19 protein-coding genes, 1 tRNA gene, 1 other RNA gene and 1 pseudogene are annotated in these 22,873 nt (G+C 67.4%); 9 read left to right on the forward strand and 13 right to left on the reverse strand.

From position 1 onward, the window contains the following. Positions 1-26: 26 nt before the first annotated feature. Together ACPXCG_RS23300 and ffs are read right to left on the reverse strand one after the other, a co-directional pair. Positions 27-1,304 carry an aminotransferase class I/II-fold pyridoxal phosphate-dependent enzyme gene (locus ACPXCG_RS23300; RefSeq protein WP_425794734.1) on the reverse strand — a complete coding sequence of 426 codons (1,278 nt, stop codon included), beginning with the start codon at positions 1,302-1,304 and terminating at the stop codon, positions 27-29. A 64-nt stretch (positions 1,305-1,368) separates the two neighbouring features. Beyond that, an RNA gene (gene ffs / locus ACPXCG_RS23305) (signal recognition particle sRNA small type) lies at positions 1,369-1,463 on the reverse strand. A 207-nt stretch (positions 1,464-1,670) separates the two neighbouring features. Between ffs and ACPXCG_RS23310 the strand changes: the two genes are divergently transcribed. Beyond that, positions 1,671-1,759 (forward strand) — tRNA-Ser (locus tag ACPXCG_RS23310). Between the two features lie 287 nt (positions 1,760-2,046). Then, on the forward strand, positions 2,047-3,474 hold the full coding sequence (locus ACPXCG_RS23315; protein ID WP_425794735.1) for an acyl-CoA synthetase: 1,428 nt from the start codon (positions 2,047-2,049) through the stop codon (positions 3,472-3,474). 96 nt (positions 3,475-3,570) lie between these two features. Here the strand turns inward: ACPXCG_RS23315 and ACPXCG_RS23320 are convergent, their stop codons facing one another. Then, entirely contained in the window at positions 3,571-4,497 is a 927-nt protein-coding gene (locus ACPXCG_RS23320; protein ID WP_425794736.1) for a hydroxymethylglutaryl-CoA lyase, read from the reverse strand. 73 nt (positions 4,498-4,570) lie between these two features. Between ACPXCG_RS23320 and ACPXCG_RS23325 the strand changes: the two genes are divergently transcribed. The 3 genes from ACPXCG_RS23325 to ACPXCG_RS23335 all read left to right on the forward strand — a co-directional run bounded on the left by ACPXCG_RS23325 (position 4,571) and on the right by ACPXCG_RS23335 (position 7,195). Continuing rightward, positions 4,571-5,560: a GlxA family transcriptional regulator gene (locus tag ACPXCG_RS23325; protein ID WP_425794737.1), complete on the forward strand. Its 990-nt coding sequence runs from the start codon at positions 4,571-4,573 to the stop codon at positions 5,558-5,560. Between the two features lie 174 nt (positions 5,561-5,734). Next, on the forward strand, positions 5,735-6,559 hold the full coding sequence (locus tag ACPXCG_RS23330) for an alpha/beta fold hydrolase (RefSeq protein WP_425794738.1): 825 nt from the start codon (positions 5,735-5,737) through the stop codon (positions 6,557-6,559). 63 nt (positions 6,560-6,622) lie between these two features. After that, complete coding sequence (locus ACPXCG_RS23335) at positions 6,623-7,195, forward strand: GNAT family N-acetyltransferase (protein ID WP_425794739.1); 573 nt, start codon at positions 6,623-6,625, stop codon at positions 7,193-7,195. Between the two features lie 69 nt (positions 7,196-7,264). Here the strand turns inward: ACPXCG_RS23335 and ACPXCG_RS23340 are convergent. The 7 genes and pseudogenes from ACPXCG_RS23340 to dinB form a co-directional block, all read right to left on the reverse strand. After that, a pseudogene (locus ACPXCG_RS23340) lies at positions 7,265-7,913 on the reverse strand (DUF429 domain-containing protein); the annotation flags it as partial. 287 nt (positions 7,914-8,200) lie between these two features. Next, the gene (locus tag ACPXCG_RS23345; RefSeq protein WP_425794740.1) at positions 8,201-10,594 is read right to left on the reverse strand and encodes a phosphoketolase family protein; all 2,394 of its coding nucleotides are present in this window, start codon (positions 10,592-10,594) and stop codon (positions 8,201-8,203) included. A 123-nt stretch (positions 10,595-10,717) separates the two neighbouring features. Continuing rightward, a complete protein-coding gene (locus ACPXCG_RS23350) occupies positions 10,718-11,536 on the reverse strand; it encodes a mycofactocin-coupled SDR family oxidoreductase (RefSeq protein WP_425794742.1) in 819 nt (272 codons plus the stop codon). 92 nt (positions 11,537-11,628) lie between these two features. Beyond that, positions 11,629-12,294: a response regulator gene (locus ACPXCG_RS23355; RefSeq protein ID WP_425794744.1), complete on the reverse strand. Its 666-nt coding sequence runs from the start codon at positions 12,292-12,294 to the stop codon at positions 11,629-11,631. After that, positions 12,287-14,011 carry an ATP-binding protein gene (locus ACPXCG_RS23360; RefSeq protein WP_425794745.1) on the reverse strand — a complete coding sequence of 575 codons (1,725 nt, stop codon included), beginning with the start codon at positions 14,009-14,011 and terminating at the stop codon, positions 12,287-12,289. Before ACPXCG_RS23360 ends, ACPXCG_RS23355 begins: the two co-directional genes overlap by 8 nt. 34 nt (positions 14,012-14,045) lie before the next feature. Continuing rightward, entirely contained in the window at positions 14,046-15,506 is a 1,461-nt protein-coding gene (locus ACPXCG_RS23365; RefSeq protein ID WP_425794747.1) for a CitMHS family transporter, read from the reverse strand. Positions 15,507-15,836: 330 nt separating this feature from the next. Then, positions 15,837-17,045 (reverse strand): DNA polymerase IV, encoded by a 1,209-nt coding sequence (dinB, locus tag ACPXCG_RS23370; protein ID WP_425794749.1) that lies wholly within the window; start codon positions 17,043-17,045, stop codon positions 15,837-15,839. Positions 17,046-17,088: 43 nt separating this feature from the next. Between dinB and ACPXCG_RS23375 the strand changes: the two genes are divergently transcribed. Next, positions 17,089-17,772 carry a class I SAM-dependent methyltransferase gene (locus tag ACPXCG_RS23375; RefSeq protein ID WP_425794751.1) on the forward strand — a complete coding sequence of 228 codons (684 nt, stop codon included), beginning with the start codon at positions 17,089-17,091 and terminating at the stop codon, positions 17,770-17,772. A gap of 24 nt (positions 17,773-17,796) precedes the next feature. Here ACPXCG_RS23375 and ACPXCG_RS23380 read toward each other — a convergent pair whose 3' ends face one another. Beyond that, positions 17,797-19,074: a GAF domain-containing protein gene (locus ACPXCG_RS23380; RefSeq protein ID WP_425794753.1), complete on the reverse strand. Its 1,278-nt coding sequence runs from the start codon at positions 19,072-19,074 to the stop codon at positions 17,797-17,799. A 148-nt stretch (positions 19,075-19,222) separates the two neighbouring features. Further along, on the reverse strand, positions 19,223-20,065 hold the full coding sequence (locus ACPXCG_RS23385; RefSeq protein WP_425794754.1) for a helix-turn-helix domain-containing protein: 843 nt from the start codon (positions 20,063-20,065) through the stop codon (positions 19,223-19,225). A 37-nt stretch (positions 20,066-20,102) separates the two neighbouring features. Between ACPXCG_RS23385 and ACPXCG_RS23390 the strand changes: the two genes are divergently transcribed. After that, positions 20,103-20,669, forward strand: a complete 567-nt coding sequence (locus tag ACPXCG_RS23390; RefSeq protein ID WP_425794756.1) for a TIGR03086 family metal-binding protein — start codon at positions 20,103-20,105, stop codon at positions 20,667-20,669. A 28-nt stretch (positions 20,670-20,697) separates the two neighbouring features. Here ACPXCG_RS23390 and ACPXCG_RS23395 read toward each other — a convergent pair whose 3' ends face one another. Continuing rightward, on the reverse strand, positions 20,698-20,943 hold the full coding sequence (locus tag ACPXCG_RS23395) for a hypothetical protein (RefSeq protein WP_164310322.1): 246 nt from the start codon (positions 20,941-20,943) through the stop codon (positions 20,698-20,700). A 100-nt stretch (positions 20,944-21,043) separates the two neighbouring features. Here ACPXCG_RS23395 and ACPXCG_RS23400 point away from each other — a divergent pair, with 100 nt between their 5' ends. Beyond that, positions 21,044-21,463 (forward strand): YccF domain-containing protein, encoded by a 420-nt coding sequence (locus ACPXCG_RS23400; protein ID WP_425794758.1) that lies wholly within the window; start codon positions 21,044-21,046, stop codon positions 21,461-21,463. An 81-nt stretch (positions 21,464-21,544) separates the two neighbouring features. Continuing rightward, positions 21,545-22,846: an NAD(P)/FAD-dependent oxidoreductase gene (locus tag ACPXCG_RS23405; protein WP_425794759.1), complete on the forward strand. Its 1,302-nt coding sequence runs from the start codon at positions 21,545-21,547 to the stop codon at positions 22,844-22,846. The last annotated feature ends 27 nt before the right edge of the window (positions 22,847-22,873 follow it).

Genomic DNA, 22,873 nt, shown 5'->3' on the forward strand with positions numbered 1-22,873 from the left:
GCGGATGGTCACGGGCACGAGTCCGATCAGGATTCGCGCGTCGCCAAGAGGGTCTCCGAAGCTGCCAGCAGCACGCAGGTCGCGACGCCGTCCATGGCGGTTCGGAGATCATCTGTGGAGGGGAACGTCGGTGCCAGGCGGATGTTGCGGTCGAACGGATCTTCCTTGTAGGGGTACGTCGACCCGGCTGCGGTCAGTGCGATGCCCGCCTGCTTCGCGAGTTCGATGGTGCGTCGAGCAGTCCCGTCGATGACGTCGAGGCTGATGAAGTAGCCGCCCTCCGGCTCCGACCACGCGGCGACCTTCGAGTCGGCGAGGCGGTCGGCGAGGATGTCGAGCACCAGCCGGAATTTCGGCGCCAGGAGTTCCCGATGGCGGGCCATGTGCGCCCGGACGCCGTCGGCGTCGCCGAAGAACTTCGCGTGCCGGAGCTGATTGACCTTGTCCGGGCCGATCGTCTTGAACGCGAGGTGCCGGCTGAACCAGTCGACATTCGCTTTCGACGACCCGAAGAAGGACACACCGGCGCCGGCGAAGGTGATCTTCGACGTCGAGCCGAGCACGTACACGCGGTTGGGGTTGCCGGCCTCGGCCGCCATGTCGATCACCGGCAGCGGCGTCGGGGGCGCCTCGACGAGGGTGTGCACCGCGTAGGCGTTGTCCCAATAGATGCGGAAGTCGTCGGCGGCGGGCATCTCCAGCAGACCGCGCGTCACGTCTTCGGTGAACGTCACGCCGGTCGGGTTGGAGTAGGTCGGTACGGCCCACAGGCCCTTGATGCTGGGATCGGCTGCCGTGAGCGCAGCGCAGGCGTCGACGTCGGGGCCGTTCGGCAACATCGGCACCGGGATCATCTCGATGCCGTAGCTCTCGGTGATCGCGAAATGCCGGTCATAACCGGGCGCCGGGCACAGGAATTTGATGGGACCAGATCCCCACGGCTGCGCGGAATCGGGGTTGCCGTTCAGGAGCGAGAACACCGTGAGGTCGTGCATCAGCTCGAGGCTGGAGTTACCGAACGCGATCAGGTGGGCCGGGTCGACGGCGAGCAGTTCGCCGAACATCTCGCGGAGCTCCGGGAGGCCGGCCAATCCGCCGTAATTGCGGGTGTCGGTCCCCGCGGCGTCGCGGTATTCGGTCCCCGGCAGCGCCAGGAGCTCGTTCGAGAGGTCGAGCTGCTCGGGCGCGGGCTTGCCGCGGGTGAGGTCCAGTTTCAGGCCTGCCGCACACAATGCGTCGTAGAGATTCTGCAGTTCGGACTTGGTTTCACGGAGCTGGTCGGCACTCAACGAGTGATAGTTCAACGCAGGGACCTCTCCAGTGACACCGGCGTGGGTTGGCGGTGACGCTCCAAGCGGATGATTGTGTTTATGGGGACCCCGCGCACCCGAGAGAGCCCGTTGACCCTTGCTGCCTTCCGGCCCTGGGGGAGTTCACAGGATGCACGCCGCGCGGGATCCGCCGTCAAGTGTAGCGGGCGGTCGGCGCCGATCGACAATCGGTGGTCCACCACCCTGCTCACCGGCCCTTACGCGCAAAGACCTCATCTCCGGCCGGGGACCTTTCGCGCGCGCAGGGTCCCTGATCACAGGTGAGGTCTCCGTCGTCATCGAGGTGGCCGTCGCGCCCGGTTTTGGGCCAGCAGCCCCTCGGCCGCTATCATCCCTGACGGAGGATTCGCCTAGTGGCCTATGGCGCTCGCCTGGAACGCGGGTTGGGTTAACAGCCCTCAGGGGTTCGAATCCCCTATCCTCCGCCACACGAGATCCGTGGCCGTTCTTCTCGCTCGTCGGTGAGAATGGCTGCGGATCTTTCGTCTCTGCGGGTTCGGTCTGCGGGTTCGGGTGGTGCGATCAGCACAAAACCGCGCCGGGCAGCACACATCTGTGCCGACCGGCGCGGTGGAAGTTTGGACAAGACCGGGGGTTTCTGTAATCACCCCGGCCTCTGGTTCAACAAGCGAGTTACAGCATCGCGTGAACGTGGCCCCAACGATAGCAGGCCGGTGCACGCACCGACGAATCGTCCAAGTGGGAAGCTGATGGGGTGCTGTTTCCGACGCTGACACCCAACGCACCCGACATCCCCGACGCGATCACGATCGGCGACGACCGACTCTCCCGGGAGGACCTGGTCGGCGCGGCGACCGCCGTCGCCGAGCGAGTCGCCGGCGCCCGGGTTCTGGCGGTCTACGCGAGGCCGACGACGGACACCGTGCTCGCCATCGTCGGCTGCCTGATCGCCGGTGTCGCCGCAGTGCCCGTGCCGCCCGACTCCGGGCCGCGCGAAATCGAGCACATCCTCGGCGATTCCGGCGCGCAGGCCTGGCTGGGTGCCGCGCCCGACGATCCGACCCTCCCGGTGATCCCGGTGCGGCGCTATGCCCGATCGTGGCATCGCCATCCCGAGCCGCCCGAATCGTCGATCGCCCTCGTCCTGTACACCTCCGGCACCACCGGGCTACCCAAGGGCGTTCCGATCACCCGCTCCGCCATCGCCGCGGGCCTCGACGCGCTGGGCGACGCCTGGCAGTGGACCGCCGATGATGCACTCGCTCACGGTCTTCCGCTCTTTCATGTTCATGGCCTGATCCTCGGGATGCTCGGTCCGTTGCGCCGGGGCGGACGCCTGATCCACACGGTCACGCCGACACCGCAGAACTACGCAGCCGCGATGAGCCGTGGCGCGACCATGTTCTTCGGCGTGCCGACCGTCTGGACTCGTGTTGCGTCCGATCCCGCTGCAGCACAGGCACTGTCACCGGCACGGCTGCTGGTGTCCGGCAGCGCCCCGCTACCGGTCCCCGTCTTCGAGAAAATCCGCGACCTCACCGGCCACGAGATCATCGAGCGATACGGCATGACCGAGACGATGATCACCGTGAGCACGAGGGTCGACGGAGAACGCCGTCCCGGCTGGGTCGGCTTCCCGCTCGACGGTGTCGAGACCCGACTACGCGAGGGCGACCTCGACCTCCCGCACGACGGCGAGTCGGTCGGCGATCTCCATGTACGCGGCCCGATGATGTCTTCCGGTTATCTCCATCAGCCGGAGAAGACTGCCGGCGCCGGGAGCGGAGCGAGCGGGCCGAATCCCAACGAGTCCTGGCTCGACGACGGGTTTTTCGCCACCGGCGATGTCGCGGTGATCGATCCGGGCGGCATGCACCGGATCGTCGGACGGCGGGCCACCGACCTGATCAAGTCGGGCGGCTTCCGCATCGGGGCCGGCGAGATCGAGACCGTGTTGCTCGGTCATCCAGCCGTCGACGAGGTGGCCGTGATCGGCGTCCCCGACGACGACCTCGGTCAGCGCATCGTCGCCTACGTCGTCGGCGGACGCGTCCCCGACACCGAGCTCATCGACCTGGTCGCCGGGGAACTGTCACACCACAAGCGGCCCAGGGAGATCCGCTTCGTCGAGTCACTCCCCCGCAACGCCATGGGCAAGGTTCAGAAGAAGCTGCTCGACTGAGGGTCACCCACCCCGACAGTTCCTGCGCCGGAAATGTGTTCGTGTGCGGAATGTATTCGACGCACGAACACGAGACCGGAGAAGGAACGCGGTCGGTCAGTGGACGGGCGCCGGAAACCCGCCCGCATGCAGGACCATGGCGGGCAGTCGGCGCCCGAAGATCCCTTCGAGCCATTCGCCGGACGCCTGCAGAGCAGTGGTGTCGAGCCCGTGTGCGATCCCGGTGCGGTCCAGCGCGTAGGCAAGGTCCTCGGTGGCGATGTTGCCGGTCGCGTTCGGCGCGAACGGGCAACCACCGATACCGCCGAGGCTCGCATCGAGGATGGTGACGCCGGATTCGACGGCGGCGAGTGCGTTGCCGATGCCGCAACTACGAGTGTCGTGGAAGTGGGCCCGCAATGCGGCGCCCGAGGGCACCAGAACCGACGCGACCCCGAAACGCTCCCGCACGTCCTTCGGTACGGCCACCCCGATGGTGTCCGCGAGGGACAGCTCCGTCGGCGGTTCCTCGACGACACGATCAAGGATGGTCCGCAGTCGATCAACGGGAACCTCGCCCTCGAACGGGCAGCCGAAGGCGACCGCGATCGTCAGGTTGGCGGTGATGCCCGCCTCGCGTGCGGTACGGGCGATGCGGTGCCAGATCGCCACCCCGCCGTCGACGTCGGTGCCTTGATTCCGCCCACTGAAGGTGTCGGTGCAGTGGACGACGGCATTGATCTCGGTGACGCCGGCGGCGAGCGCACGGTCGAGTCCCCGCTCGTTGAGCACCAGCGCGCTGTAGGCCACCCCGTCCCCGCTCGGCAGCAGGCCGACGAGGTCCTCCGCGTCCGCCATGGCCGGCACCTTCTTGGGATGGACGAAGCTGGTGACCTCGATGTTGCGAGCCCCGTACTGCACCGCACGTTCGACGAGTTCCCGTTTCTGGGCGGTGGTCAGCTCCACCTTCTCGTTCTGGAGTCCATCGCGAGGCGCAACCTCGACGATGGTGACCCGGGGCTCACTGGGACCTGCCACGCTCATGCCGTCAGCCTACCGATCGCACCGTCCCGGTCGACGACGGCAGACTCGCACACGGCAGATTAGATTTACTCCCATGAAGCCAGTTGGTCTGTCCGCGGTACCGTCGCACCGTCGGATCGGCATCGTCGTGTTCGACGGCGTCAAGATGCTCGATTTCTCCGGTCCCGCAGAGGTCTTCGTGGAAGCGAATCAGCACGCCGGCGACTACGAGGTCGTGGTGTTGTCGCCCGGCGGCGGAGATGTGACGACGTCGGTCCACGCACGGCTGAGCACGGAAGCGGTGGCCGGCTCGGGCCGCTTCGACACCGTCCTGGTCGCGGGCAGCGAACTCGCTCCTCCGAAGTTCCTGACCGACGAACTCATCGACGCCGTCCTCGACCTGTCGTCACGCACCCGCCGGCTGGCCTCGGTGTGCACCGGCTCCTTCGTCCTCGCCGCGGCGGGACTCCTGGACGGGCGCGCCGCGACGACGCACTGGAAGTTCACCGCCGACCTCGCACATCGCTACCCGTTGATCAAGGTCGACGACGACGCGATCTTCGTCCGCGACGGCGACGTCTACAGCTCGGCCGGGGTCGTTGCGGGCATCGACCTGAGCCTGGCCCTGGTCGAGGACGACCACGGCGCGGAGGTCGCTCGACGAACCGCGCAGGGCCTGCTCGTCTACATGCAACGCGGTGGCGGTCAGTCGCAGTTCTCGGCGTCGTTGCAGGGGCCGATCCCCCGCAGCAGCGTGGTCCGCAGGGTCACCGACCACGTCCGCGGCAATCCGCGACTACCGCACACGGTCGGCAGCCTCGCGGCGCACGTGAACGTCAGTGCCCGCCAACTGACCCGCTTGTTCCGGGACGAACTGGCCACCACACCGGCCGGTTATGTCGCGGCGACGCGCTTCGAGGTGGCCTGCGAGAGTCTCCACGTCGGATTCAGCGTCGCCCAGACCGCGCGCGCCGCCGGCTACAGCAGTGGCGAAGTGATGAGACGTGCGTTCATCGCGCGGATCGGGATCTCGCCGCGGAAGTACCAACAGCGGTTCGCCAGCACCGGACCGATCGCGGTCTGACCACACGACTTCACCGACGGGAGGTGTGGCGCAAAAGGGGGTATTCCTGGCGCGTGAAGTGGGACCACGACAGCCGAGGCCACGGCACACTGAAGTGGCCGGTTGCGCCCGGATGTCTCACGGCGCGGCAGCCGACGTCCGAGCACTGTCGCCCCATTTCGAAGGAGCACCACCATGCCCACCATCACCACCTCCGACGGCGTCGAGATCTTCTACAAGGATTGGGGTAGCGGCCGGCCCATCGTCTTCAGTCACGGCTGGCCCCTGTCCTCCGATGACTGGGATACCCAGATGATGTTCTTCCTGGCGGAGGGGTATCGGGTGGTCGCCCACGATCGCCGTGGACACGGTCGCTCGACGCAGGTGGCCGACGGACACGACATGGACCACTACGCGGCCGATCTCGCCGCGGTCGTCGAGCACCTCGACCTGTCCGATGCGATCCACGTCGGGCACTCGACCGGTGGCGGCGAGGTTGCCCACTACCTCGCACAGCACGGCCAGGACCGCGCAGCCAAGGCCGTCCTGATCAGCTCGGTTCCCCCGCTCATGGTGAAGACCGACGCCAACCCGGACGGGATTCCCAAGGACGTCTTCGACGGCATCCAGGCGCAGGTCGCCACCGGCCGAGCCGACTTCTTCCGTACCTTCGCCGAAGGTCCGTTCTACGGTTACAACCGGGAGGGCGCCGAACCGTCCGAGGGCGTCATCGCCAACTGGTGGCGGCAGGGGATGATGGGCGGCGCCAAGGCGCACTACGACGGTGTGGTCGCGTTCTCCCAGACCGACTTCACCGACGACCTGCGGAAGATCACCATCCCCACGCTGGTGCTGCACGGCGAGGATGACCAGGTGGTCCCCTATCAGAACACCGGTGTGTTGTCGGCGGAGTTGCTGCCCAACAGCACCCTGAAGACCTACCCCGGGTTCCCGCACGGCATGCCGACCACCGAGGCAGCGACCATCAACGCCGATCTCCTGGAGTTCTTCCGTTCGTGACGACCGCGTCGACAGGCGCCGGCGGTCTTGCCGATCCGGTGCCCGTCGACGATGGTGGAACGCATGGCGATCGAGGTACGCCCGGCGACGCGGTTCGCCGACGTCCGCACCATGGTCGGGCCGAAGCGCCCGGATGCCAACGTGTGCTGGTGTCTGAGCTATCGGATTCCGAACAAGCTGAACCAGCAACTCGCACGTGAAGAGCGCGGCGCGTACGTGAAGAAGCTGTGTCGGCAGAAGCCACCACCAGGTGTCCTCGCCTACGACGGTGACGAGGTGGTCGGCTGGGCGGCGGTCGCGCCGCGGGCCGACACCACGTTCGCCGGCAACCGCAAGATCCCACACGTCGATGACCTCGATGTGTGGTCGGTGTGGTGCATTCGCGTGCGGCCGGGCCATCGCAAGCAGGGCATCTCGCATCCGTTGCTGGCGGGCGCGATCGAGTTCGCCAGCGACCACGGCGCGCCCGCCGTCGAGGGCTATCCGGTGGACAACGCCGGCGACAAAGTGGACCTGACGATGGCCTATGTGGGAACGCGAAAGCTGTTCGAGGCGGCAGGGTTCCGATGGGCTGCCGACACGACTTCGGTGCTGAACGGATTTCCACGCGTGCTGATGCGACTCGACCTGCGGTAGTCGCTGCATCGTTTCGTTCCCGCTGCTCCGATCGAGGGAGCGCGAACGTGATGGTGCAGCGGCGACGGTCAGACGAGTTCGGCCCAGCGCCGCGGCACGTGCGATCAGCGCGGTGATGACTGCGTCGAAGGCGTTGTCGTCGTGGACGATGAGCTCTTCGTGCGCAGACATATCCAGCCACGGCGCCTGCTCGGCCAGGGACCGATACGACGCGGCGAGCACACTCCGGCGGGTGACTCCCTTGTAACCGCGATAGGTGAGTTCCCCATTTCTTTAGCGCGGCAGCCGGATACGCCTCGACCGCCCACCCCTGCACCCGGTCGGTAACGCCGAGGTCAGCCAACAGCCCCACACATCGGAACGCCGCATGGGCGATCTGATCCGCGGAGACACTCAACGGATTACCGAAGCCCGCCGACGCGACAACGCGATCCGTCCGACGGTAGGCCAGTGGTCGACGCCGGTCGATGTCGTCGAGTCCACGTCCGGCACTGAGTTCACCCCGATGCTGCGCGACGACCATGTCCACGAACGCGTCCGGCCAGCCGAACGGCGCGTCGATGCCGATTCGATCGACCCCGTCGACGAGCTCGCGAATCCGGGCGTCATCGGCGGGCAGCATCAGGTCCACCAGCCGCGTCGCACCGGGCTCCCAGTCGAGCACCGCCACCGCCGTGCGTTTCGGCGACGCGGCGAGATCGACACCGGCAGTGCGCATCAGGTCTCCACCCTTCGTGACGCTCGGCTGGCGCCTCGCTCCTCAGAGATCGGTTGAGGGGTTGGTGGCGTCCACGTTCATCGTCATGCGAACACCGTAAGCGGGCTGTTGCGGGCGGTGGTCTCGATACGCCTCCTCGCTACGCTCGTCGGCTACTCGACCAGCGGACAAACAAACCGCGCCACCCCTCCCCGATCGACCAGCGGACAAACAAACCGCGCCACCCGTCGCCGATCGAGTAGGACGAGGCGCCAGCCGAGGACGTATCGAGATCCCCGCCGCGACCGCTACGACCAGGTCCAGTCCCGGATCTCCGGGAGGTCCTCGAAGTACTCGCGGACGTGATCGTGATGGCGGGCCAACTGCCGGTGGCAGAACTCGACGAGTTCCTCGGAACGTTCGGGCACCCGACGCGATCGGCGGAGCGCTTCGAGGACAAGGTGATAGCGGCTCATCTTGTTGAGCACCACCATGTCGAACGGCGTGGTCGTGGTGCCCTGCTCGGAGAATCCGCGTACGTGGAATCGGTCCGCGTCGGGCTGCCCGTGCAGGAGTTGATGGACCGCGCGCGGGTATCCGTGGAATGCGAACACCACGTGACCGTCGCGGGTGAACAGGTCGACGAAGTCGTCGTCGGACATCCCGTGTGGATGGTCGGCCTGCGGCAGCAACGACATCAGGTCCATCACGTTGACCACCCGGACCCGCAGATACGGCACCCACTCACGAAGCATCTGGGCCGCCGCGAGGATCTCCTGAGTGGGCACATCACCGGCGCCGGCCAGCACGATGTCCGGGTCGTCGTCGTTGTCGCCCTCGGTCCCCGCCCACGGCCAGATCGAGATACCGGCCGCCGCCTGGTCGTTGGCCTCGTCGAGCGAGAGGTACTGCAGATGCGGCTGTTTGTCGACGACCAGGAGGTTCACGTGGTTGCGGCTGCGAAAGCAGTGTTCGGCGATGGAAAGCAGCGAATTGGAGTCCGGCGGCAGCCAGATCCGCACCACGTCGGGTGCCAGCGGCAGCACCGCGTCGATCAACCCGGGCCCTTGATGGGAGAAGCCGTTGTGATCATTGCGCCAGCAGGTGGAGGTCAACAGGATGTTCAGCGACGCGACCGGCTCACGCCAGTCCAGGGTCGCGGCGTGCTGCAGCCACTTGGTGTGCTGGATGACCATCGACGCACTCACCATCGCGAACGCCTCGTAGGTGGCGAAGAGTCCGTGCCGGCCGCTGAGGAGGTAACCCTCCAACCAGCCCTGACACAGGTGTTCGCTCAGCACCTCCATCACTCGTCCCGATTGGGACAGATTGTCGTCGTGCTCGTTGGTGGGGAGTTGCCAGCAGCGATCGGTCGCCTCGAACACCGCGGCGAGACGATTGCTCGCGGTCTCGTCCGGACAGAACAGCCGGAACGCACCACCGTCGTCGTCGGACGACGAGTTCTCGGAGTAGATGTCGCGCATGTACTCGCCGAGCACGCGGGTGGTCTCGTGGATCGTCGCTCCCGGCTTGTCGACCTCGAGTGCGTAGCGGGCGATCGGTGGCAGCTTCAACGGGGTCAGCAGCCGACCGCCATTGGCATAGGGCGTCGCACCCATCCGCCGGTCGCCCTCGGGGGCGAGCCCGGCGATCTCCTCGACGATCGAACCCGCCGCGTCGAAGATCTCGTCGGGCCGGTACGACCGCAACCAGGTCTCCAGGATCTCCAGGTGTTCCGGATTCTCGCGGACGCTCGACAGCGGCACCTGATGCGCCCAGTGCGTGCCCTCGATGAGTTCGCCGTCCACCTCGTGCGGACCGGTCCAGCCCTTGGGGGTGCGCAGCACGATCGCCGGCCACCGGGTGCCGACCGACGGCCCGTCGTCGCGCGCCTCGGCCTGGAGGTCACGGATGATCCGATTTGACTGGTCGATCGCCGACTTCAGATCGCGGAACACGGTCTTCGGGTCATCACCCTCGACGAACATCGGGGTCCAGCCCTGTCCGCCGAGATAGTCGGCGATGTCGCTGTCGCTGCTGCGGCCGAGGACGGTCGGTCCGGCGATCTTCGCGCCGTTGAGATGCAGGATCGGCAGCACCGCCCCGTCGCGGGCGGCATTGAGGAAGGCCGGGATCTTCCACGATCCCGACAGCGGCCCGGTCTCCGCCTCCCCGTCGCCGACGACGCAGACCACCGTGAGGTCGGGATGGTCGAAAGCGGCACCTGCGGCGTGCACCAGGGCATAGCCGAGTTCTCCGCCCTCGTGGATGCTGCCCGGCGTCTGCACGCTGACGTGACTGGGGATACCGCCCGGGGTGGAGAACTGGCGGCACAGCTTCAGTACTCCCCGCGCGTCCCGCGAAACGTGCGGATAGACCTCGGTGTAGGTGCCTTCGAGATAGACGTTGGCGACCAGCGCGGGCCCGCCGTGTCCCGGCCCGGTGACGTAGAGCCAGTCCGAATCCGTTTCGCGGATCACGCGATTGAGCACGGTGTAGATCGCGGACAGTCCGGGGCTGGTGCCCCAGTGGCCGAGCAGTCGCGGCTTGATGTGGTCTGCGGTCAGTGGTTCGCGCAGTAACACGTTGTCCTGCAGATAGATCTGCGCGACCGTCAGGTAGTTGGCGGCCGCCCACCATCGGAGGTCGGCGGCGAGCTCATCGTCGGTGTAGGCGGCGTGGTCGGTGCGGGTCTCGGTCAACGAGGACTCCTTCGGTGTGCTCCGGGCGTCGGACACTCCCCCTCCACTGTTCTAGCCCGGCGATCAGGTGCGGTCCAGCAAACTCTTGTGGGTTGCGTCGAATCCGCGAGCTCGGCGCCGCTCTCAGTCCATCCCGTTGGACAACGAGATCGAATCGCCCGATCGGCAACGTCCCTGCTCGGAGACGAGGTACAGCACCGCATTCGCGACATCGTCGGGTTCCAGCAAGCCCGGCCGCGGACGCCCCTGCGCGAACATCTCCTCGACATCGTCGCGGCCGGGGTTCTCGACATCGGGCCGGATGAGCCGGTAGGTCGCCGGGTTGTGGATCATCATCGTGTTCACTCCGGACGGCAGCACGGCGTTGACCGTGATCCCGTATTCGGCCACCTCGTAGGCCACCGACTGCACCAGCGCGACGACCCCGGCCTTGGCTGCCGCGTAGTGGCCCGAGTTGGTCGCGCCGGTCTTCGCGACACTCGACGACGTCGCGACGATGCGCCCGGCCCGGCGCTCGATCATGTGCGGCAGGACGGCCCGGAAAGAGTTGAAGACCCCGGTGAGGTTGACGTCGATCATCGTCTGCCAGCGCCGCGCCGACATGGTCGCGATCGGGCCACTGCTCGCTATGCCGGCGTTGGCGATCAGGACGTCGATCCGGCCATGGGCGGCGAGCACCCTGCCCACGACTCCCTCGACCGCCGACAGATCGCGCACGTCGGCCGTGATGCCGAGACAGCGTCGACCGAGCGATTCGACGTCACGCGTCGTGCGCTCGACGTCGTCGGGGGTGGCCGTCTCGTACTCCACCTCCGACACCGGTGCAGCGATGTCGCAGAACACGATGTCGGCGCCTTCGCGTGCCAGGGTCAGCGCATGCGCGCGACCCTGTCCGCGGGCACCGCCGGTGATCATCGCGACCTTGCCTTCGAGCAATCCCATTGCGGCGCCCTTCCACTCGTCTCGGAAACGTCGTTGAGGGTGCAGACCGGCCCGGCCCGTCGAATTCATCGCGGTCGACGGAAGTCCCCAGGTCAGCCCGACAGCCGGTACTCCTGTCGTGGCCGCCCCGTACTCCCGTATTGCAGCGACATCCGGAGCCGCCCCGCGGACACCAGATGTGCGAGATGACGACGCGCGGTGGCCGCCGAGACACCGACCGCCTCCGACACCTGGTCGGCGAACAGCGGCCCGCCGGCGGTTGCGAACAGTTCGAGGATGCGCTGTTCGGTATGTGAGCCCGCGTCCGGTCGATCGGATCCTCGGGTGCCGAATCGCAATGCCGAGAGCGCCGAATCCACGGCGTGCTGATCGACGTTGTCGGCGGCGAGGACGCGCCGGTACTGGGCGTAGCCGGCCAACCGCCTGGCGAGTTCGGTGTCGTCGAAGGGCTTGATCAGGTAGGCCAGCGCTCCGGCACGCATCGCCCGGCGCACCGCGGCCGCATCCGTCTCCGCACCGACGATGAACGCGTCGCACGGCAATTCGGCGACGAGGTCGATACCCGAGCCGTCGGGCAGATACACATCGAGCAACGCCAGGTCGACGTCGGGATGATCGGCGACGGCGGCGCGGGCCGCGGCGATGTTGCCCGCCCGCGCGACGACACGGAACCCGCGCACGGCGTCGACGATGGTGGCGTGCAACGCGGCGACCCGGAAATCGTCGTCGACGATGAGGACACCGAGGTCGTCACCCATCTGCGCCACCTCCGCTCGTCTCGTCGTCGGTCGTCGCGGAACCGGTGTTGATCACGGCCGGCAGGCGAGCGACCAGGACCGCACCCGCGAGCTCATTCTCCACCCCGCCGACAGCGACCCCGTCGTCGCCGAGAGCACCCGCACGGCCGCCCGGGTCCGCCACCCAGATGTCTCCTCCGATGCGCCTCGCGACCTGCCGAGATAGCGCCAACCCCACCCCCCGGCCGCCGGGCACACCCGGGTCGACCTTGGTGGTCACGCCCTCGTCGAAGATCACGTTCGGATCGTCGACGCCGAGTCCGGGGCCGGAATCGCTGACCGTGATGAACATGTCGTCGCCGTCGGTCAGCACCTCCACCTCGACGACGGCCTGCCGCTCATCTCGACCGGCACTCGCCGAACCCGGCGCGCTCGCTTCGATCGCGTTGTCCACCAGGTTGCCCAGCACCGTCGTCACCACCACCGGATCCCGCAGAGCGCCCTGCACCCAGGTCTGTTCACCGAGCCGCAAGGTGACCCCGCGCTCCCGGGCGTGGGCCGCCTTCGCGTCGAGAAACGCCTGCAGATGCGGTTCGCCGATGTTGTCGAGTCCCTCGAGCCGAGAACTCCGCGGACCGGCGCCGCTCAGTTCGTCGAGGTAGGCGATCGCCTCGGCCGTGTGGTCGTGGCGCAACAACCCTGCAAGCACGTGCATCCGGTTGGCGGTCTCGTGGCGATGCGCGCGCAAGGCGGTACTCATCGCCCGGATCGAGTCCACCTCTCGGGTGAGTCGCTCCACGTCGGTCCGGTCGATCACCGACATCACCATGCCGAGGTCACGTCCGTCGGCCTCCACGGTGTGCGAACTGACGAGCACCACCCGATCTCCGACGGTGGCGGCGATGGGCTCGGCGATCGGTTGATCGAGCACACTGCGGACGCGCGGCGAGAGCCCGAGCTCGTCGACGTTCCGGCCGACCGGATCGGTGAGGTCGAGCAGTCGCCGGGCCGTGTCGTTGAGGACCCGGACGATCCCCGTGCTGTCGACGGCGAGGACTCCGTCGGCCATCGAGTGCAGGACCGCGCCTTGTTGCCGGACGAGTTCGGTGAGCTCGTCGGGTTCGAGTCCGAGCGTCAGTCGGCGCCATCGTCGGGCCAACAGGGCAGAACCGACCGCACCGACGGCGAGCGCGACCAAGGCGATGAGGACGGTTGCCACGGTGTCGCGGCGGGTCTCGCCGGCCAGCCGTGCCGTCGACACCCCGACACTGACGAAGCCGACGACCCGCCCGTCGTCGTAGACCGGCACCTTCGCGCGGACGGACTCTCCGAGAGTGCCACGGTCGGTGCTCACCTCCTCGTTGCCCGCCAACGCGTTCGACGGGTCGGTGGAGACCTGCCTGCCGATCTCGTCGGGTTCCGGATGTGCGAGCCGGACCCCGCTGTCGTTGCCGATCACCACGAACAGTGCACCCGTCCGCTGTTGCACGGCGATCGCTTCGGCCTGCAGCGGCCCGGATACGAGTTCGCCATGGTCGACGGCAGCACCTCGATGGCTCGCGACCTGACTCTGGACGTCGGAGTCGGCGGCGACCGATTGTGCGATCGCGAGGGCGCGTTGCGCGTATTCCTCCCGTACGCGATCATCCGATCCGGAAATCACCAGCCCGAAACCGACGCTCAGGCTGATCGCGATGACGGCGAGTTGCAGGAGGAGAACCTGCGTTCGCAATCGCATGCGGTCAGCCTAGGCGTCGGTATGCCGGATCAGGTCAGAACGGAATCGCGCCGACCAGGCACCCGACGACGAGCATCACGATCGACACCGCGGCCGCTCGCCACAGCACCTTCTTGTGATGATCGGCCAAGCTCACCCCGGCCAGTGCGACGAGCAGCAGGATCGCCGGGACCAGCGGGCTCTGCATGTGGAACGGCTGACCGGTGATCGACGCCCGGGCCATCTCCGAAGGGTCGATGCCGTAGCGGGTCGCGGTCTCCGACATCACCGGCAGCACCCCGTAATAAAAGGCGTCATTGCTCATCAAGAAGGTCAGCGGGATGGAGAGGACGCCGATGACGACCGCCATGTGGGGACCCATCCAGTCCGGGATTCCGGAGGCCAGCCAGTGGGCGATCGCATCGACCATGCCGGTCCCGCTGAACACACCGGTCAGCACCGCGGCCGCGAGCACCATCGCCACCACCGACACGATGCTCGACGAGTGCCGGGTGATCGCCTCCTGCTGATCCTTCACGTGCGGGAAGTTGACGGCGAGCGCGATACCGGTGGCGATCATGAACAGCACGGGAATGGCCACGATGTCGAGACCAAGCACGGCGAGCAGGACGACGGTCAGGCCGGCGTTGACCCAGAACAGCTTGGGGCGCAGGGTCTTACGATTCGGATCGAGAACGCCGGTGAAGTTCGATTCATCGTCCGGCTCGTCGTCCTTCGACGTGCCGTCGCCCGAACCCGCAGAATAGGTTGCGGCAGAACCCGTTGCCGGTACGCTCGCGTGGCGTCGACGGGAGGTCGGCGGGACGTCGGTGCCTGCGCCGCCACCGGCGGCCACCAGGACCTCCTCGCGCGGCATCAGAATCGAATCCCTGATCTCGATCTGCCCGATACGGCGCCGCTCCAGGACGCCGAGGTGGTACGAGAACAGCAGCACCACCACGAGACCGGCGATCAATGCGGGGACCATCGGGAGGAACACCGCGTTCGTGTCGATCTTCAGCGCGCTCGCCGAGCGGGCCGTCGGACCACCCCACGGAAGGATGTTCATCGTCCCGTTGGCCAGGCCCGCGGCCACGGTCAGGACCACCGGACTCACGCCCAACTTCAGATACAGGGGGAGCAGGGCGGCGGTGGTGATGATGAAGGTCGTCGACCCGTCCCCGTCGAGGGAGACCACCATCGCCAGCACCGCCGTGCCGACGACCAGTCGCGCGGGGTCGTTGCGGACCATCCGAACCACCAGGCGGACCACCGGATCGAAGAGTCCGACGTCGATCATGATGCCGAAGAAGATGATTGCGAAGAACAGCATCGCCGCCGTCGGGGCGAGTTCCTTGATGCCGTCGGTGATCATGTCGCTGATGTCGAGGCCGGCCCCGGCAAACAGACCGAACGCCACCGGCACCAGGATCAGCGCGACCACCGGGGTCGCGCGCTTGGTGATGATCAGGAACATGAAGGTGGCCACCATTGCGAGGCCGAGTGCTACCAACATTTGTCATGCTCTTTCTGCGTGTGGGGAACGGCCGCCGGGTCGCCGAACTGTCATGCCAGCCGTTACAGGAGCAGTCTTCGGGTAACCCACGTCACAGTCACGCTTGCGCTCATAAGTCGTCTTTTGCGCATTTTGCGCACGTCCCCCATCCCTCTGCCGGTCGAGTAAGCCGCGAACCCTCTGCCGGTCGAGTAAGCGGTCCCCCAACCCTCTGCCGGTCGAGTAAGCCGCGAACGGAGTGAGTGGCGCATCGAGACCCCGCTCGTGATCTCGACAAGCTCGATCGGCGGGTTGCGGCGTCCGATCGGCGGGTTGCGCCCGATCGGCGGGTCAGTCCGGCAGCATCGGGGCGTCGTCCCCGTGGTGGCGACCCACGAGGACCGCCCGGGTCACCGCGTCGCGCCCGAACCGGTTACGCAGGAGGTCCATCGCGATGTCGAGTTCGACACCACGGTCGGAATCGAAGGGCAATGCGAGCTGCACACTGTCGTGGTCGTCGAGGTTGGTCAGCGACAGCCCGATGAGCGTGCAGCCGCGCTCCCGGATCAACGGCATCGCATCGGCCAGCAACCCGCGCGCGACAGCCATGACAATGTCCGTCCGGTCCGTCGACTCGAGGAAGGAGCGCGATCGGGTGGCACGCGCGAAATCGTCGAACCTGAGTCGCAGAACGACTGTGCGGCAGACACGTTCGGCACCTCGAAGACGTTTTCCAAGGCGCTCGACTATCGCGACAAGGGTCGCCTCGAGGTCGGCTTCGGTCTTCGGTCTGCGCCCGAGTGCACGCTGCGATCCGATCGATCGCCGGCGACGCCCCGTCTCGACTCGCCGCGGGTCCCGAGCCATCGACAACGCGTACAGGTGACGCCCGGTGCCGGGCCCCAGCAGTCCGCAGAGTCCGTGCTCCCCGAACGCGGCGAGGTCGCCGACCGAGGTGATCCCGGCGTCGGCGAGTTTCGCCTCGGTGACCGCGCCGACGCCCCACAGGCGCCGCGCCGGGAGTGGATGCAGAAATGCGAGCTCGGTGCCCGGAGCCACCTCGAGCAACCCGTCGGGCTTGCCCACCGCGCTGGCGACCTTCGAGAGGAATTTCGTCCGCGCGATCCCGACGGTGATCGGCAGGCCGACCTCGGTCGCCACTCGCGCCCGCAACCTTTGCCCGATCTCGGCCGGTGTCCCGCTCACGCGGCGGAGTCCGCCGACATCGAGGAAGGCCTCGTCGACCGAGATCCCCTCGACGATGGGGGTGGTGTCGTGGAAGATCTCGAAGACGGCGCGGCTCGCCTCCATGTACGCGTCGAAACGGGGACGGACCACCACTGCACGTGGGCACAGGGCCCGGGCCTCCCGTCCGGGCATCGGTGTCCGGACCCCACACGCCTTCGCCTCGTAGCTTGCGGCGAGAACGACCCCGCCGCCGACGATCACCGGCAGGCCGCGGAGTTCAGGATCGTCGCGCTGTTCGACCGAGGCGTAGAAGGAGTCCAGGTCAGCATGCAGAATCGTCGCTTCCGGACGCTCCTTCCGCTCGATGCGCATAGAACATATGTTCGCATGCGGGTCCGACAGGTACGGTCGGGTCATGAGTGAGACAGCGAGCGGGTCAGATTTTGACGACGCCGGGAGCGCAGCGAGCGGGTCAGATTTTGACGACGCCGGGAGCGCAGCGAGCGGGTCAGATTTTGACGGCGCAGCCGAATGGGATGAGCGTTACCGCAGTGCGGATCGGCTCTGGACCGCCGACGTCAATCCCGCCCTCATCGCCGAGGTCTCCGACGTCACGCCGGGCACGGCCCTCGACGTGGGGTCCGGGGAAGGCGCCGATGCCCGATGGCTCGCCGACCGGGACTGGCAGGTGACCGCCGTCGACATCTCGCAGGTCGCCATCGACCGCGCCCGCGAGACCGATGCCCGCGAGTCGATCACCTGGCTGCAGGCCGACCTCACCGAGGACGAGATCCCCGGCGTCGAGTTCGGGCTGGTCTCACTTCAGTACTTCCCGATCGCACGTTCCGACGACCGCACGATGGGGAAGATCCTCGACGCCGTCGGTCCGGGCGGCCATCTCCTGGTGGTGTCCCATGAGGCAGAAGGCATTCGCGCACACGGGCGCAACCCGGACGACTACTTCCAGCCCGGCGACATCGCGGCGCTGCTCGGCGACGGCTGGACCACCGTCACCGAAGAGACCAGGGAACGCGGGGTCGCAGCGGGCGGTGGCGCACACACCCACGACGTCGTGCTGCACGCCCGCCGCAAGTCCTGATCGGACCCCGCAGCCGCAACCGGATCAGACGCCGTAGCGCCTGTCCAGCAAGCGGATCCGGCCTCCGACGAGAGCGCGGTCTGGGTGTCCGGGCGCCAGGCGGTGCTCGAGACGCCGCCATGCGGCCAAGTCGTCGCGACCGTGCGCCGACGACGTCCACGTGCGGAGGACACCCACATCACCTTCGGCGATGACCCGGGACCGAACGTCCTCCCTGATCTCCTCGAACAGTTCCGTGATCCCGGGCGCCGACGATTCGGCGAGCAGACCGCCACGGCCGAGTTCGTCTATCACCGAGCCGAGTTGGTCGCCACCGGCGACACGATCCCGGATCTCGGAGACGTCCGAGATCAGGTCGACGGTCAGCCGGTATGGCCGGGACTCGACCACATCATTGCCCAGATCCCTACGCAGTCTGGAGATCTCGGCGCGCACCGTCACAGGATCGAGGGGATCCTCCGCAAGCAGCGTCGCGAGCTGCTCGGTACTGAGACCTTCGCGGTATGCCTGGAGCAGCAACAGGATCTCCGCGTGCCGTCGGGACAATGTCCGTTCACCGGTCGCATCGCCCTCGCGACGCCATCGAAGGGTGTTGCCTGCCAGCACGGTCAGACGGGCACCACCAGGCGCCACGAACGTGGCCGGATCAGCGAGATCGACTGCTCGCGACTGCATTTCGCGTTCCACAGCGGCCACCACCGACCGCACGGCGGCCAGCGCGAAGGGCGCTGCGACCTCGCGGCCGCCCGTCACGTCGATGACACCGATGACATGACCGGTGATCGGGTCGTGCACCGGCGCGGCCGCGCAACTCCACTCCTGGACCGGCCCGGCGAAGTGCTCCGGACCCACAACCTGCACACCGCGGTCCACCGCCAGGGCGAGTCCGGGTGCGTTGGTGCCGGCGACCTCCTCGCTCCACAACGAGCCCTCGATGAAGTTGATGTTCGCGGCCTTGTCCCGCGCATCCGTCGCTCCCTCGACCCACAGCAGCCGGCCCGACTGATCGGTCAGCGCGACAACGACGCCCGAATCGGCGATGTCGTCGAGCATGAGGGACTGTACGAGCGGTCGGACGGCGGTGATCGGATGGGCGTCGCGGTACTCGACGAACTCCGCCGCCGTCATCGACGCGGTATCTGTCTCCGGCGCCGACACCGTGGGATTGACGCCCCTCGTGACCGAGCGGACCCATGAATCGCGCACCAGTGACCGGACGGAGTCCGCCGGTGGCGTGATCCCCGTCAGGAAGTCCTCATACGCTCGGCGCACGCGCGAGGACGCCGAGGCAGAATCGCTCATACGTCCTCCGTCAATCGCCTCACCCGGTCCCATCGTGTCGCTCCGTCTGTGACTGCGACAACAGGACCTCTCTGCGCTCAGAGTAGCGCGCCGCCGAGATCGTCGAGGCCGGCGCACGTGTGCAGGGGTGCCGCCACCTGCGGGAACGTCAGTCGAACCGCGATCCGAACCGTCCAGGCGTCATGCCCGTCACCGTGCGGAAATCGCGCACCAGATGTGCCTCGTCGGCGTAACCGAGTTCGGCCGCGATCATCGCCAGGGTGGTCCCCGATCCGCGGAGCCGTTCGGCCGCCTCCTGCAGCCGGCGCCGCTGGATCAACCATTTCGGCGTCAGCCCCAGTCGACGCTGGGTGAGTCGTTGCAGACTGCGTTCGGTGAGGTGGAATCGGTCGCAGATCTGGGTCACCGACGTCACCGTCGAATCGTTCTCGACGAACTCGACGACGGCGTTGATGAGCAGACCGTCGTCGTCGGCAGGTAGGCGGGGACGGATCCACGCCTCGACGAGGTCGGTGGCCTCGTGCTGACGCGCGGAATCGTTCGGATCGGCGGCCATCACCGAACGGATGTTCGCGGTGAGTGTTGACCCGTCGGCGCCGGCCACCTCGGTGAGGTCGGCGAACCGGTCGGTCCAGTCGGCGACCGGGCCGCCCGTGATCAGCGCACCGGCCGCCGGGGCGAACATCGTCCCGATCGCCCATCCCCGACCGGTCAGCACCGTCTCCGACAACCCGGTGTTGACCCCGTAGAAGCGTGCGTAGTCGTCGGTGACCACCATCAGACACACCGGATATTGCAGGACCCGCTGAGGTGCCGATCGGCCTGCAGGTACCGACCAGGTCGGCACCCAGAATCGTCTGATGAGGTCCGTGAGATCCGGCGATGGAGCCCAGCGCCCGATCGCGAACGACGTGTCGTCGGGGTCGACGAGGTGTGCACGCTCCACGTCGTCGATGCGTGTCGCGGACTCACCTGATCTGTCGGATTTCATCAAGCCCCACTCCGGTCGTTCTCCGTACCTTTCCATCATGACCACTTCATCCGACATCACCCAGACCCTCACAACCGAATATGCCCGGCTGGCGACCGGCTTCGGCGACGTCCTCGACGAGATTCCGTCCGACCTGTGGGCGGCACCGTCCCCCTGCGAGGGCTGGACTGCGCGTGACGTCGTCGGCCACGTCATCGAGACCCAGCGCGACTTCATCGCCCGACACGAGATCGACCTGGGCGAGGCCCCTGACCTCGACGACCCGGCCGCCGCGTGGCGGGCGCACCGCACCGCCGTCGCCGACCGACTGGCCGATCCGGCCGTCGGCGCCATGCCCTTCGACGGCCATTTCGGCCCGACGACGGTCGGCGAGACCCTGTTGCGCTTCTACGGCTTCGACATGGTGGCCCACCGGTGGGATGTGGCCTCGGCCACCGGCCGCGAACTGCGCTTCACCGATGCCGAACTCGAGATGATGGAGACCGCGGCCGCAGGCTTCGGCCCCGCGCTCTATGGCGACGGAGTGTGCAGATCCGGTGTCGAGGCACCCGCGGGCGCCGATCGCCAGGCGCGCGTACTCGCCATCCTCGGTCGGTCCGCCTGACGACGCGCCCGATGGCCCCCGGACGCCCTCACGGAATCCATCCGTTGCGCCGGGGGTAGCGGGCGCGCAGAAAGCTGTAGAGGTAGGTGCTCACCAGCAGGACGCCCGCGGTGATGACCGTCGGCCACAGGTAGGCATTGAGCAACGAACCCCGCACGGCCACCACCACCCATCCGATGGCCAACAGCACCAGGGCGATCGTCGCGAGTATGCGGACCACCAGCACGAGCGTGGTGATCACCGCCCACACGGCTTCGCGTCCCCGATCGCCCATGGCGTCAGGGTAACCGCGTGAACGGCCCGGCACCCGTCGACGACGAACGGGCACGATCGGTTTCTCGACTTGCGGCCCCGCGGTAGCGGAGAATGATGGCATGAAGACCGTTCTCAACGTGATCTGGCTGCTGCTGTGTGGCGTGTGGATGGCCATCGGCTACGTGGTGGCGGGGATCATCTGCTGCATCCTGATCATCACCATCCCGTTCGGAATCGCCTCGTTCCGCATGGCGAATTACGCGCTGTGGCCGTTCGGCCGGACGGTCGTACGCAAACCGACCGCCGGGGCGATGTCGCTGATCGGGAACATCATCTGGCTCATCGTCGCGGGGATCTGGCTGGCGATCGGCCATATCGCCACCGGAATCGCCATGTGTCTGACCATCATCGGCATCCCGTTGGGTATCGCGAGCTTCAAGATGGTGCCGGTCTCGCTGCTGCCGCTGGGCGCCAAGATCGTCTCCAAGGACGAGTACCTGCCCGCCGGCCCGCCACCGGCACAACGCCCCGTCTACTGACGAGACGTCTCTCACACCTCCCGGGCCGTTCGGCGGCCCTGTCCGACCCATCCGAACTGCTGGTAGTTCCGAACACCGGACATGAGCCTTTCACCGTCCCGGTCCATCGCGGTCATCGGTGGCGGCGTGTCCGGACTGACCGCCGCCCACCTGCTGTCCGGGCAGGGTCGGGTCACGATGTTCGAGTCGGACTCCCGGCTCGGCGGGCACGCCCACACCCACGACGTCACCATGCCCGACGGCGAGGTGCTCTCGGTAGACACGGGCTTCATCGTGCACAACGACCGCACCTATCCGACCCTCGTGCGGATGTTCGACGAGCTGGGGGTGGCCACCCAGGAGACCGACATGTCGATGTCGGTCCGGTCGGAGATCACCGGACTCGAGTACGCCGGCGCGCTCGGAGTGCGGGGCATCTTCCCCACCGCGCGCACACTGACCCGCGGGCGCTATCTGATGATGCTGGGCGAGGTGATGCGCTTCCACCGCGCGGCGCGCCGGCTCCTCGACGTCCCCGACTCGGACGAACCGCTGCGTGAGTTCGTCGTCCGTGAGGGCTTCTCGGACTATTTCCTGGAGAACTTCCTGTTGCCGTTGGTCGCCGCGGTCTGGTCGTGCGACGACGAGGTCGCCGCCGAGTACCCGGCCCGCTACCTGTTCACCTTCCTCGACCATCACGGCATGCTGTCGGTGTTCGGGTCGCCCGCCTGGCGAACGGTGGTGGGCGGTTCGGCCCGCTACGTCGAGAAGATCGCCGACGGCGTCGTCCGCCGTGGCGGGACGATCCACACCGGCTCACCGGTCCGCTCGGTCACGCCGGTCGACGGCGGCGTCGAGATCGCCGCCGACGCCATCGGCGCCGAACGGTTCGACTCCGTGGTGATCGCCACGCACCCGCATCAGGCGTTGGCCATGCTGACCGAACCGACCCGCGCACAGGAGCGCGCGCTCTCCGCGATCCGATACTCCTCGAAACCAGCTGTGCTGCACACGGATACCTCACTTCTCCCCCGCGCCCGACCGGCCCGGGCGTCGTGGAACTACCAGATCCGTGACGACGGTTCCGATGTCGCGGTGACCTACGACATGACCCGACTGATGCGCCTCCCGACGACGCAGCCCCGGATGCTCGTCACGCTCGGTCGAACCGACCTCGTGGACGAGTCGTCGGTGATCACCGAGATGACCTACGAGCACCCCGTCTACACCACCGAATCTGTTGCCGCCCAGGCGCTGCTCCCCGACGCCGAGACGGAGGTGATCCGCTTCGCCGGCGCCTATCATGGGTGGGGGTTCCACGAAGACGGCGCACTCTCCGGTGCCCGCGCCGCCGAGCGCCTCGGCGTGGCCTGGCAGACCTCCCCAACCCAGGTGACGGCATGACCAACGCATCGCACACCTCCGCTCAGC

Source organism: Gordonia sp. DT218, assembly GCF_049847105.1.
Taxonomy (GTDB): domain Bacteria; phylum Actinomycetota; class Actinomycetes; order Mycobacteriales; family Mycobacteriaceae; genus Gordonia.